Source organism: Kerstersia gyiorum (assembly GCF_048595715.1).
Lineage (GTDB): Bacteria > Pseudomonadota > Gammaproteobacteria > Burkholderiales > Burkholderiaceae_B > Kerstersia > Kerstersia gyiorum.
In genome coordinates this window covers 2,927,610-2,940,173 of record NZ_CP169556.1, presented here as the reverse complement: position 1 = coordinate 2,940,173, position 12,564 = coordinate 2,927,610, and the positions used below count along the sequence as shown (strand labels likewise).

General features: G+C 62.7%; 12 protein-coding genes. 8 read left to right on the top strand and 4 right to left on the bottom strand.

Features of this window, described 5'->3' with window-relative positions; genetic code table 11:
* The first annotated feature begins 110 nt into the window (after positions 1-110).
* On the top strand, positions 111-635 hold the full coding sequence (locus ACEW7X_RS12830) for a rhodanese-like domain-containing protein (protein ID WP_068366539.1): 525 nt from the start codon (positions 111-113) through the stop codon (positions 633-635).
* 54 nt (positions 636-689) lie between these two features.
* Complete coding sequence (locus tag ACEW7X_RS12825; RefSeq protein WP_068366536.1) at positions 690-896, top strand: YgaP family membrane protein; 207 nt, start codon at positions 690-692, stop codon at positions 894-896.
* 87 nt (positions 897-983) lie between these two features.
* Here the strand turns inward: ACEW7X_RS12825 and ACEW7X_RS12820 are convergent, their stop codons facing one another.
* Together ACEW7X_RS12820 and trxB are read right to left on the bottom strand one after the other, a co-directional pair.
* Positions 984-1,835 (bottom strand): Smr/MutS family protein, encoded by an 852-nt coding sequence (locus ACEW7X_RS12820; RefSeq protein WP_253596447.1) that lies wholly within the window; start codon positions 1,833-1,835, stop codon positions 984-986.
* Positions 1,832-2,794: a thioredoxin-disulfide reductase gene (gene trxB, locus ACEW7X_RS12815; protein ID WP_068366534.1), complete on the bottom strand. Its 963-nt coding sequence runs from the start codon at positions 2,792-2,794 to the stop codon at positions 1,832-1,834. Before trxB ends, ACEW7X_RS12820 begins: the two co-directional genes overlap by 4 nt.
* Positions 2,795-2,844: 50 nt before the next feature.
* On the opposite strand from trxB, the gene ACEW7X_RS12810 reads away from it, so the two are divergent.
* The 4 genes from ACEW7X_RS12810 to serS all read left to right on the top strand — a co-directional run bounded on the left by ACEW7X_RS12810 (position 2,845) and on the right by serS (position 8,796).
* Positions 2,845-5,241, top strand: coding sequence for a DNA translocase FtsK (locus ACEW7X_RS12810; RefSeq protein ID WP_068366532.1), 2,397 nt, complete (start codon positions 2,845-2,847; stop codon positions 5,239-5,241).
* A 76-nt stretch (positions 5,242-5,317) separates the two neighbouring features.
* Positions 5,318-5,965, top strand: coding sequence for an outer membrane lipoprotein chaperone LolA (gene lolA / locus ACEW7X_RS12805; protein ID WP_240733249.1), 648 nt, complete (start codon positions 5,318-5,320; stop codon positions 5,963-5,965).
* Positions 5,965-7,308 (top strand): replication-associated recombination protein A, encoded by a 1,344-nt coding sequence (locus ACEW7X_RS12800; protein WP_130486624.1) that lies wholly within the window; start codon positions 5,965-5,967, stop codon positions 7,306-7,308. Before lolA ends, ACEW7X_RS12800 begins: the two co-directional genes overlap by 1 nt.
* Positions 7,309-7,476: 168 nt before the next feature.
* Positions 7,477-8,796 (top strand): serine--tRNA ligase, encoded by a 1,320-nt coding sequence (gene serS, locus ACEW7X_RS12795; RefSeq protein ID WP_127774977.1) that lies wholly within the window; start codon positions 7,477-7,479, stop codon positions 8,794-8,796.
* Between the two features lie 225 nt (positions 8,797-9,021).
* Here serS and bfr read toward each other — a convergent pair whose 3' ends face one another.
* Together bfr and ACEW7X_RS12785 are read right to left on the bottom strand one after the other, a co-directional pair.
* Positions 9,022-9,486, bottom strand: coding sequence for a bacterioferritin (gene bfr, locus ACEW7X_RS12790; RefSeq protein WP_068366523.1), 465 nt, complete (start codon positions 9,484-9,486; stop codon positions 9,022-9,024).
* Positions 9,487-9,583: 97 nt separating this feature from the next.
* Positions 9,584-10,489, bottom strand: a complete 906-nt coding sequence (locus tag ACEW7X_RS12785) for a LysR substrate-binding domain-containing protein (protein WP_068366520.1) — start codon at positions 10,487-10,489, stop codon at positions 9,584-9,586.
* Between the two features lie 332 nt (positions 10,490-10,821).
* Here ACEW7X_RS12785 and ACEW7X_RS12780 point away from each other — a divergent pair, with 332 nt between their 5' ends.
* Both ACEW7X_RS12780 and ligK read left to right on the top strand, forming a co-directional pair.
* Positions 10,822-11,847: an amidohydrolase family protein gene (locus ACEW7X_RS12780; RefSeq protein WP_068366516.1), complete on the top strand. Its 1,026-nt coding sequence runs from the start codon at positions 10,822-10,824 to the stop codon at positions 11,845-11,847.
* A gap of 28 nt (positions 11,848-11,875) precedes the next feature.
* Positions 11,876-12,559 (top strand): 4-carboxy-4-hydroxy-2-oxoadipate aldolase/oxaloacetate decarboxylase, encoded by a 684-nt coding sequence (ligK, locus tag ACEW7X_RS12775; protein ID WP_068367678.1) that lies wholly within the window; start codon positions 11,876-11,878, stop codon positions 12,557-12,559.
* Positions 12,560-12,564: the final 5 nt, after the last annotated feature.

The window sequence follows — 12,564 nt, the reverse complement described above, 5'->3', positions numbered from 1 at the left end:
GTCCGCAGCAAGGGCGGCTGGCGGGCATGGCATATCTTCGCACATGGCTGGGTATGCTGGCCCGAAGCGGAGGCTGCCTGCAATCTTAGGCTTTGCCAGGAGTATTGAATATGTCATTACCGTTGCTTTCTCCCCAGGCGGCGCGCGAGCAGATGGCTCAGGGTGCTTTGCTGGTCGATATTCGTAGCATGGATGAATATGCGCGTGAACATATCAGCGACGCACGTCCTATCCCGATGACGCAATTGCTGGCCGGTGCCGGGGTTTCCGGTGTGCCGGCGGTTATCTTCCATTGCCGCTCCGGCAATCGCACACGACTCAATGCTGGGGCCCTGGCGGCATGCACGGATTGCCAGGCCTATGTGCTGGAAGGTGGTCTGGACGCCTGGAAGAAGGCGGGCCTGCCGGTAGTCATGGATGCCTCCCAGCCCATGGAACTGCAACGCCAGGTGCAGATCGCGGCAGGGACGATGATCTTGCTGGGAACCATTCTGGGCGCAACGGTTTCCCCGTTGTTTTATCTCGTGCCCGGATTCATGGGCGGCGGGCTCGTGTTCGCCGGTGCTTCCGGGTTCTGCGGGCTGGCCAGGCTGCTCATGAAAATGCCCTGGAACCGCCGTGCACTCATCGGCTGAGGCTGCGGTGGGCGAGGCCAGGTTCATATCTCAAGTTGAATGAAGGAAAAGACCATGAAGAGCAATGTCGGTGGAATGGACCGGGTGCTGCGTGTTGTTATCGGCCTGGTATTGATCGTGCTGGCGGCAGCCGGCGTCATCGGCTGGTGGGGGTGGCTGGGGGTGCTACCGCTGCTGACGGGGCTGGCGCGCTACTGCCCTCTCTACCGGCTGCTGGGGTTGAGTACCTGCCCTTTGCAAGCGAGGAAAAAAACGCACTAAGAGGAAGCGCATTAAGAGGCCTCCCAAGGGGGGCCTGAGGAACCCGCCCGCGGCCAGGGCGGCGCGGGCGGAAGTTCCGTGGGGGCTTCAGTCGTCGTCGTGCGTGCCGTCCAGGCTGGACAACAGCACCAGGACGGCGCCAGCGCCGCCATCGGCCTCGCGGCCCTGGGCAAATGCCTGCACATCAGGATATTGCACCAGCCAGGTTTTCACCTTTTCGCGCAGTACGGGCTGTTGCTCGGGTGAGCCCAGGCCCTTGCCATGGATGACGCGCACGCCACGGTGGCCCTGGATGCGGCTTTGGGCCAGAAAGGGCAGCAAGGCCTGGCGGGCGTTGTCCACCGTCATGCCGTGCAGGTCGATTTCCGCGCGGAAGGGCCATTTGCCGCGCCGCAGGCGCTTGATGGTGTCGGGCGCCATGCCGGCGCGCAGGTAGGCCGTCCCATTCTCGATGAGGCGTGCGGCAATGTATTCATCCGACACGGCCGGGGCGGGAATGTGCGCTTCCTCCAGCGTGGCCACGCCGGCGGCTGCCTGGCGCTTGCGCAACTGTTCATCCGACGGCGCGGCACGGTAGACCCGGGTGTTGACGTCGCGGCCCTGGCGGATGGGCGTGACCCCGGCCATGCTGCGCAGCAGTAGCGTGAAATCATCTTCACCGGCTTGCGGGCGATAAGTTTCGGCAGCGGGTTCCGGTTTTGCGCCAGGGGCGGCAGGCTGGACGGCGGGGCGGGCCGCTTGCCTGGCGGCTGCCTGGGCAGCCGCCGTGGCACGGTCTGCCGCACGGCTGTCCGCCGCCCTGGACGGGGCGGCGGCCGCAGTCTGGCGTGCAGCCAGCCGCTGCCGCGCCAGCAATTGCTCGTCGCGTTCGCGCGCTTGCTGGTGCAGGCGTTTCAGGTCTTCCAGGTTGCCTTTCAGCGGTTTGTTGCGCGTACTCATTTCTGCGCTTCGTTGTCCAGCCAGCGCTGGGCGTCGAGCGCTGCCATGCAACCGGTACCGGCGCTGGTGATGGCCTGGCGGTAGACGTGATCCTGCACATCGCCGGCAGCGAAGACGCCAGGTACCGACGTCATGGTGGCAAAGCCGTTCTGACCGCTGCGCGTGATGATGTAGCCATCCTTCATCTGCAGCTGGCCAACGAAGAGGTCGGTGTTCGGATGGTGGCCGATGGCGATAAAGGCGCCCTTCACGTCCAGCTTGCTGGTCTGGCCGGTCTGTACGTCGCGCAACTGCACCCCGGTCACGCCGCTTTCGTCGCCCAGCACTTCGTCGAGCTCATGGAACAGCTTGAGGGAAATATTGCCCGAGCGGACTTTCTCCATCAGCTTGTCGACCAGAATGGGCTCGGCGCGGAAAGAATCACGGCGGTGCACCACCGTAACGTTGCGGCAGATGTTGGACAGATACAGGGCTTCTTCCACGGCGGTATTGCCGCCGCCCACGACGATGACGTCCTGGTTCTTGTAGAAAAAGCCGTCGCAGGTGGCGCAGCCCGACACGCCGCGGCCCATGAACGCGGTTTCCGAGGGCAGGCCCAGGTACTTGGCGGATGCGCCGGTGGCCAGGATGACGGCATCGGCGGTGTAATCGGTGCCGCTGTCGCCGTGCAGGCGGAACGGGCGGGCGCTGAAGTCGACCTTGTCGATCTGGTCAAATACGATTTCCGTATTGAACCGTTCGGCGTGCTTCTGGAAGCGTTCCATCAGTTCGGGGCCTTGCACGCCGAGCGGATCGGCCGGCCAGTTGTCGACTTCCGTCGTGGTCATCAGCTGGCCGCCCTGGGCCAGGCCGGTGACCAGCATGGGCTGCAGATTGGCACGGGCGGCGTAGACGGCGGCGGTGTAGCCGGCGGGGCCGGAACCCAGGATCAGTACTTTGGCGTGTTTGGTCGTGGACATGGCTGACAAGGTTTACATTCGTTGAACAGTGCAGCAATTATAATGACCCCATGCCGCGCATACCTGTTTCCAAATCCCGCGCGTCGCGGGTAACACGTTCCTCTCGTTCGTCCCGGAATACGCGCAACGGCCCATCGCCGCTGCAGAGCCGTCTTTCCTCGCTGTTCCGCGAAGCTCGCTGGATTCTGTTTGCATTCCTGGCCGTCTGGCTGGGCATCAGCCTGTATACCTGGAGCAGCCAGGATCCTGGCTGGATGCGTTCGTCCATGCCAGGCGTGGAAGTTACAAATATGGGAGGCGTTGCGGGTGCGCACGTAGCTGATGTCCTGTTGCTGGTGTTCGGTTTCTCGGCATGGTGGTGGGTCGTGCTGCTGGCGCAGCGCGTGCGGGCAGGCTATCGCCGGCTGGCGCGCATGTTTGGCCTGCAGGCCGAGGATGAAGCCGACAGCGAGCTGCCGCGTGTACGCTGGGAGCAGGGGCTGGGGTTCGGCCTGATACTGCTGGGCTCGGTCGGCCTGGAGGCCTTGCGTTTCTATTCCTGGGGCATGGACCTGCCTGCCGCCAGTTCGACCGCCAGCGGCGCAGGCGGCGTCATCGGGCAATTGCTCAAGGGCGGCTTGCAGGAAATCATAGGCTTCACCGGCAGCACGCTGGCATTGCTGGTGATCATGGCCATTGGCCTGAGCCTGTTCTTCGGCTTTTCCTGGGTCCGCCTGGCGGAGCGCATCGGTTTCCTGATCGAAACGGTCATCTGCCGCATACGCGATGCCTATGTGGCGCGCCAGGACAGGCGCGTGGGCGCGGTGGCGAAGGCCGAACGCGAGGAGCAGGTCGTGGCCAAGCAGGAAAAAATGGTGCACGAACCGGTGCGCATCGAGCCTGCCGTGCGCGAGGTGCAGAAGTCGCCCAGGGTGGAAAAAGAAAAGCAGCAGACCCTCTTTACCGATGCCGTGCAGGGCGACCTGCCAGCACTGAACCTGCTGGACCCGGCGCCTGAAGCGCAGGAAACCGTCTCGCAGGAAACCATCGAATACACCTCGCGCCTGATCGAAAAGAAGCTGGCGGATTTCGGCGTGCAGGTGACGGTCGTGGCGGCCCAGGCCGGGCCTGTCATCACTCGTTACGAAATCGAGCCCGCCACGGGGGTGAAGGGCAGCCAGATCGTCAACCTGGCCAAGGATCTGGCCCGTGCTCTGAGCATGGTCAATATCCGCGTCGTCGAAACTATTCCAGGCAAGAACCTGATGGGGCTGGAATTGCCCAATCCGCGCCGGCAAATGGTGAAGCTGTCGGAGATCTTGGGCTCCCGCACCTATCACGACAGTGCTTCGGTGCTGACCATGGCGCTGGGCAAGGACATCGCCGGCAACCCGGTCGTGGCCGACCTGGCCCGCATGCCGCACGTACTGGTCGCCGGCACCACCGGTTCGGGTAAGTCGGTGGGGATCAATGCCATGATCCTGTCGCTGCTGTACAAGGCGGATGCCAACCACACGCGCCTGATCCTGATCGACCCGAAGATGCTGGAAATGAGCGTCTACGAAGGTATTCCGCACCTGCTGGCGCCGGTCGTGACCGACATGCGCCAGGCAGCCAATGCGCTGAACTGGTGCGTCAATGAAATGGAAAAGCGCTACCGGCTGATGAGTAAGCTGGGCGTGCGCAACCTGGCCGGCTACAACGCCAAGATACGCGAGGCAGAGAAGCGCGAGGAAAATATCCCCAATCCTTTCTCGCTGACGCCGGATGCCCCCGAGCCCCTGGGCCATCTGCCGCATATCGTGGTGTTCATCGACGAGCTGGCCGACCTCATGATGGTGGTGGGCAAGAAGATCGAAGAATTGATCGCCCGCCTGGCGCAAAAGGCGCGGGCTGCCGGGATACACCTGGTGCTGGCGACGCAGCGGCCCAGCGTGGATGTCATTACCGGCCTGATCAAGGCGAACATCCCGACCCGCATTGCATTCCAGGTTTCGTCCAAGATCGACTCTCGTACCATTCTTGACCAGATGGGCGCGGAAACCCTGCTGGGGCAGGGTGACATGCTCTACATGCCGCCAGGCTCAGGTCTGCCCGAGCGTGTGCACGGTGCTTTTGTTTCTGATGACGAAGTGCACCGTGTCGTCGAATCCCTGAAGGAACAGGGCGAAGCCAACTATGTGGAAGGCCTGCTCGAAGGCGCCGTCGAGGGTGAAACCGGCGACGGCGTGAGCAGCGTGACTGGCTTTGCCGATGCCGAATCAGACCCGCTGTACGACCAGGCGGTGGAAATCGTGCTCAAGAACAAGCGCGCGTCGATTTCGCTGGTGCAGCGCCATTTGCGCATTGGATACAACCGCGCTGCACGCTTGCTGGAACAAATGGAAGTTGCCGGGGTCGTATCGCCCATGCAGTCCAATGGCAACCGTGAAATTCTCGCGCCCCGGCGTGACGACGACGCGGATTGATCTCGTGCCCTGGCGCCGGCCTTTGTGCCGGCGTCCCTCACCACAGGGAGGTGCGGCGCCTGGCGTCGCAGGAAAAATGAAGCACCGTAGCGTTTTTGGCTGGGAGGCCGGTATGCGCAAGTGGATGTTGTTTGCGGTCCTGATGTGTTCCGCTTCGCTGGCCCGCGCCGACGCGCTGGCGCAGTTGCAGGCCTTTATCAATGGCGTGCAGGCGGCGCAAGGCAGCTTTACCCAGGTGGTGCAGGCCGAGGATGGCAGCCTGGCGCCGCAGCAGCAGGGCGATTTTGCCTTTCAGCGCCCGGGCCGGTTCCGCTGGGAAGTGAAGCAACCTTATGAACAACTGGTGCTGTCCGATGGCAGCGTGCTGCTGCAATATGATCCTGACTTGGAACAGATGACACAACGCCGCGTGGACGAAGCCATAGGCGCTTCTCCGGCGGCGATCCTGTTCGGTTCCGGCAAGCTGGATGACAATTTCGTCCTGACGCCGCGTCCGGCGCGCGCCGGTATGGAGTGGCTGCGAGCCACGCCGCGCCAGGCAGACGCCGGTTTTGAAAGCCTGGATATCGGCTTGCGTGACAACCTGCCCGTGGTGCTGGAAGTGCGCGACGGCTTCGGCCAGATGACGCGCATCGAATTGGACAACCTGCGGACGGCCGGGCAATTGGATGACAGCCTGTTCTCCTTTGTGCCGCCGGCAGGGACGGACGTGGTGGTCATGTAATGACGGCAGGGGATCTGTTCTCTCAGGCATTACCGGGCAGCGTGCCGTTGGCCGAGCGCCTGCGGCCGCGCAGCCTGGATGAAGTGGTCGGGCAGGAGCACCTGCTCGGGCCGGGCAAGCCGCTGCGCGTGGCTTTCGAATCAGGCCGCCCGCATTCGATGATTTTCTGGGGCCCGCCGGGGGTTGGCAAGACGACGCTGGCACGGCTCATGGCTGATGGCTTCGATGCGCATTTCATCGCCATTTCCGCCGTGCTGGGCGGCGTCAAGGATATTCGCGATGCCGTAGTGTCGGCGCAGGCAGCGCAGGGCCAGGGGCGGCGGACCATCCTGTTTGTTGACGAGGTCCACCGTTTCAACAAGGCGCAGCAGGATGCATTCCTGCCCTATGTCGAAAGCGGCCTGTTCACTTTCATCGGCGCCACCACAGAGAACCCCTCGTTTGAAGTGAATTCGGCATTGTTGTCGCGGGCCCGCGTTTACGTGTTGCAGGCCCTCAATGGCGAGCAGCTGGCGAGCCTGGCGCGCCGGGCCGTCGAGGCATTCAATGCCGACCGCGCCGATGATACCGTGCCGGCGCTGAGCTTCGACGAGGACGCTATCGTGCAATTGGCCGGTTGGGCCGATGGCGATGCGCGCCGCCTGATCAATGCCGTGGAAGTGGTGGCGGAATCCGCGCTGGGGGCGGGCCGGGATACCGTCGACCCCGAATGGCTGGAAACCTCGCTATCGCAGAACCTGCGTCGTTTCGACAAAGGCGGCGATGCCTTCTACGATCAGATCAGCGCGTTGCACAAGTCGGTGCGCGGTTCCGACCCGGACGCATCGCTGTACTGGTTCGCCCGTATGCTCGATGGCGGGGCAGACCCGCGCTACCTGTCGCGGCGTATTGTGCGCATGGCTGTCGAAGATATCGGCCTGGCCGACCCGCGCGCGACAGAACTGGCTTTGAATGCCGCCGATATCTATGAACGCCTGGGCTCGCCCGAGGGGGAGCTGGCGTTGGCGCAGGCAGTGGTCTATATGGCCTGTGCGGCCAAGTCCAATGCGGTCTATAACGCTTATAAAGCGGCGCGCAAGTTTGCTGAAACCAACGGCAGCGCGCCTGTCCCCATCCATCTGCGCAATGCGCCGACCAAACTCATGAAAGCGCTGGGCCATGGCAAGGCCTATCGCTATGCTCACGACGAGCCGCACGGCTATGCCGCTGGCGAGAGCTATTTCCCGGACGGCATGAAGGCGCGCTTCTACCAGCCAACCGATCGCGGACTGGAAGCTAAAATTCAGCAGAAGCTGGCCTTTCTGCGTGAGCTGGATCGCGAATCGCGTCGCAAGCCCTCTTGATTCGGAGCGCTTGTCGCGCCTCTTGTTCGTGCCGCTGGTTTGTTGCATGGCGGCGGGCCGATTCACGTTATGCGCGCTTGCCCTTTCAGGGAGCGCGCCGGCGTGCAACAATCTCCGTTCCAGCCTCAGGGCTGGAGTCGATTCCTCATTACTCTGTTACTTTTCATCATGCTAGAGCCCACCCTGCTGCGTAAAGATTTGCCTGCCATCGTCGAACGCCTGTCGTCGCGTGGCTTCTCCTTCGATGTCGAGCGCTTCAATGCGCTGGAAGGCCGCCGCAAATCCCTGCAAATGGAAACCGAGAACCTGCAGGCGCGCCGCAATGCGCTGGCCAAGCAGATCGGCCAGCTCAAGGCCAAGGGCGAAGATGCCAGCACGGTGCTGGCCGAGTCACAGCAGATTCCGGCCCAGCTGAAGGCGCTGGAAGATGAACTGGGCAACCTGCAGCAGGATCTCAATGCGTTGTTGCTGGCCGTGCCCAACCTGCCGCATGAAAGCGTGCCGCAAGGCAGGGACAGCGACGAAAACGTCGAAGTGCGTCGTTGGCTGCCGGGAGCTGCCGCGGCTGATGGCCGTCCGGCGCCGCTGCCTTTCGCGCCGCGCGACCACGTTGAACTGGGCGCACCGCTGGGCCTGGATTTCGAAACGGCCGCCAAGCTGTCGGGTTCGCGCTTCGCCTTTATGCGCGGCCCTGTGGCACGCCTGCATCGTGCATTGTCGCAATTCATGCTGGACCTGCAGACGCAGCAGCATGGCTATACCGAATGCTATACGCCGTACATCGTGCAAAGCCCGACGCTGTTCGGCACAGGCCAGTTGCCCAAGTTCAAGGATGACATGTTCTGGGTGACCAAGGGCGGCCAGGAAGACGGAACGGCTGAAGACCTCTACCTGATCTCGACTTCGGAAATCACGCTGACCGGCTCGGTGCGCGATGAAATCCTGGCTGCAGACCAGCTGCCGCTGAAACTGACGGCCCATTCGCCCTGCTTCCGCTCTGAAGCGGGCAGCGGCGGCCGCGATACGCGCGGCATGATCCGCCAGCACCAGTTCGACAAGGTCGAAATGGTGCAGATTACCGACCCGGATGCTTCCTACCAGGCTTTGGAAGAAATGGTCGGCCATGCCGAGCATGTGTTGCAGGCCCTGGAGTTGCCATACCGCGTGGTGCTGCTGTGCACCGGCGACATGGGTTTCTCCGCTGCCAAGACCTATGACCTGGAGGTCTGGCTGCCGGCGCAGGATACCTGGCGTGAAATTTCGTCGGTGTCGAACTGCGAAGCCTTCCAGGCGCGCCGTTTGCAGGCGCGTGTGCGCCGCCAGGAGAAGGGCAAGCCCGAATACGTGCACACCCTCAATGGTTCCGGCTTGGCCGTGGGCCGTGCGCTGGTGGCCGTACTGGAAAACCACCAACAGGAAGATGGTTCCATCCGAGTGCCTGCCGCGCTGCGTCCGTACGTCGGCGGCCTGGAAGTTCTGCAAGCCTGATCGCCAGGCGCCGGCTTACCTGCGGGTTGCATGCAGGTCTTGGCCGAGGCTGCTGGGCCATCGCATTGATCACGATGGCAGGCCGGCGTGCCGCCTGGAAAGAGAAATGAAAATGGCCCTGGATTACAGGGCCATTCCATATTGCAAGCCGACCGGAGGCTACAGGCGGTTTGACCCGCCGGAAGGGTGGCCGTCAGCGGGTGTGCCGCCGGCGGCCGGTGGAAATCAGATCTGCGACTGCTGGTAGTTTTCCAGGCCGATCTTTTCGATCAGGTCGAGCTGGGTTTCCAGCCAGTAGGCGTGGTCTTCTTCCGTATCGCGCAGCTGGGCCAGGATGATGTCGCGGCTGACATAGTCGCCATGCTTTTCGCACAGCGCCATGCCGTCCTTGAGCGCCTGGCGGACGTGGTATTCCAGATCCAGGTCAGCGCGCAGCATCGACGGAACATCGGTGCCGGGCGTGAATGGATCGGGGCGCATGTCCGGCGTGCCTTCGAGCATGAGGATGCGGCGCAGCAGTGCGTCGGCGTGCTGGGTTTCCTCTTCCATCTCGTGGTTGATGCGCGTGTAGAGCTTGCTGAGGCCCAGGTCTTCGTACATGCGCGAATGCAGGAAGTACTGGTCGCGTGCGCTCAGTTCGCCGCGCAGCAGCTTCTTGAGATAGTCGAGGACTTCGGGATGGCCTTTCATGGTAACGATACTCCGGTTCGGTAATGTGGCGCGCCATGCGCGGCCATGGCGCCTTTGCAGGCGCAGGGCAGCGGGGCGGCGCGGCCGATGATCCGTTTTATAGCGCGTTTTCCGGGAAAACGCGCTTGACCATGTCGCGGATCAGGTCGAGCATGGCTTGCTGTGTCAGGGTGCCGGTGCGCCGCGACGAGGTTGCGATGCATAGCGTGCTGGTCAGCGTGGGTTCGTTGATCGGGCGGGCGTAGTAATCCTTGGGGCTGGCGGCCGAATTCAACGCGTAATGCGGCAGGATGGCCAGCCCGGCACCATCTGCCACCAGGTCAAGGATGGCAGGCACGCCGTCGATTTCCAGCGCGATGCGCGGCTTGCGGCCAATGCTGGCCATGCGTGTTTCGACCAGTGTGCGGATTGCATTGGGCCGCGCCGGCAGGATCAGCGGCAACTCGGAGACTTCCGCCAGCTTGATGGGCTGGCCGTCATGGCCGGGTTCGCCGTGACCGATCAAAAACAGGGTTTCTTCCATCAGCGGTTCGATTTCCACTTCCGCCGATGAGGTGGGATTGTAAAGCAGAGCAATGTCCAGCCGGCCGCCCTGCAGCCATTCCTGCATCGGAATGGACAAGCCTTCGCTGATGGACAGGGCGGCGTCCGGCAGGCGCTGGCGAAATTCCCGGGTGAGGGCCACCGTCAGCGCACGGGCGATGCTGGGCGGCATGCCCAGTGCCACACGGCCGGCGAGCGAGCCCCGAACGCGCCCGAGGTCTTCCTGGGCGCGGGCGACCTGGTGCAGAATGCCGCGGGCATGATCCAAAAGCAGGCGTCCCGCTTCGGTGACGGTCACGCCGCGCCCGTTGCGAGTCAGCAAGTGCTGGCGCAACTCGACTTCAAGCAGGCGGATCTGCCGGCTCAGCGCAGGCTGAGCCACGTCCAGCACGCTGGAAGCCCGGGTAAAACTGCCCAGTTCAGCGACGTGGACGAAGTATTCAAGTTGTTTCAGGTCCATAGGAAATAGATCAGCCGGACAGATGCCGGAAATGGCTGGCCGGAAATGGCTATTCAAAAGCTGGATGGAATCTCTTGAGTTATGTCCTAATGCTATATCTGTTAGCAGGACCTTGTTCTAGCCAAGGGGGTCCACGGCCACCATAATAGACCAAGACCCATATTGGGGCCGCCCGTACCCGTCAGGAATGCTTCGGATGGCGCTTCAGCGCGGGCGGAAAACGTTCGCCAGAGCGCTGGCACGGTTTTCCGCCATTCACTGCGCGCATTCGGCGGCCAGTGCGTACAGCAGACGCGCGCAGCAGAACAACTCATTGTCACAGGAGATAAGCCATGATCATCGACTGCCACGGTCACTATACTACCGCGCCCAAGGCGCTGGCTGATTGGCGCGAGCAGCAGATCGCCAATCTGAATACGCCGGAATTGGGCCCCAAGGCCAGCGACCTGCACATCAGCGATGACGAACTGCGCGAAAGCATTGAGAAGAACCAGCTGGCCAAGATGAAGGAGCGCGGCTCTGATCTGACGATCTTCTCGCCGCGTGCGAGCTTCATGGCGCATCACATCGGTGACTTCAATACCAGTTCTACCTGGGCGGCGATCTGCAATGAGCTTTGCTACCGCGTGTCGCAACTGTTCCCTGATAATTTCGTCGGCGCCGCCATGCTGCCGCAATCCCCGGGCGTCGATCCTGCCACCTGCATTCCCGAGCTGGAAAAGACGGTCAAGGAATACGGCTTTGTCGGCATCAACCTGAATCCTGATCCGTCTGGCGGCCACTGGACCTCGCCGCCGCTGTCCGACCGCCAGTGGTATCCCATCTATGAAAAGATGGTCGAGTATGACATCCCGGCGATGATCCACGTCAGCACCAGCTGCAACGCGTGTTTCCACACCACTGGCGCGCATTACCTGAACGCCGATACCACCGCGTTCATGCAGTGCCTGACGAGCGAACTGTTCAAGGATTTCCCGACGCTGAAGTTCCTGATCCCCCATGGCGGCGGCGCCGTGCCCTACCACTGGGGACGTTTCCGCGGCCTGGCGCAAGAGCTCAAGAAGCCCGACCTGCGCGAGCACCTGCTGAAAAACATCTTCTTCGATACCTGCGTGTATCACCAGCCTGGCATCGACCTGCTGACCAACGTCATCCCGGTGGATAACATCCTGTTTGCTTCGGAAATGATCGGCGCAGTACGCGGTGTGGACCCGCTGACCGGCCATTACTACGACGACACCAAGCGTTACATCGAAGCGGCCGAGCTGACTGCCGAAGAGCGCCACATGATCTACGAAGGCAATGCGCGTCGCGTGTTCTCACGTCTCGACCAGCAACTGAAGGCCAAGGGCCTGTAATCAGCCAGAAAGGATAATTGCAATGAGCCTGAACAATCTCGGAGTGGTTTACCGCAACATCCAGCGCGCCGACCGCGAAGCGGTGGAGCGCCTGTCGAAATTCGGTTCCGCCACCGTGCACGAAGCCATGGGCCGCGTCGGCCTGATGAAGCCCTATCTGCGCCCGATCTTCACCGGCGCCAAGGCGACCGGTACCGCCGTGACGGTGCTGCTGCAGCCGGGTGACAACTGGATGTTCCACGTGGCGGCAGAACAGATCCGCCCGGGCGACATCGTCGTGGCGGCGGTTACGGCGGAATCGACCGACGGTTTCTTCGGCGACCTGCTGGCGACGTCCTTCCGTGCCCAGGGCGCAGTCGGTTTGGTGATCGACGGCGGCGTGCGCGATGTGCGTGACCTGACGGAGATGAACTTCCCGGTGTTTTCCAAGGCCATCAGCGCCAAGGGCACGGTCAAGGCGACGCTGGGTTCGGTCAATATCCCGGTGGTGTGCGCCGGTGCGCTGGTCAACCCTGGCGACGTGGTCGTGGCCGACGATGACGGCGTGGTCGTGGTGCCGGCGGCGATTGCCGGCCAGGTGGCCGACGCCGCGCAAAAGCGCGAAGACAACGAAACCAGCAAGCGCGCCAAGCTGGCCAGCGGTGTGCTTGGCCTGGATATGTACAAAATGCGTGAAGACCTGGCTGCTGCCGGTCTGAAGTATATCGACTGAGGACG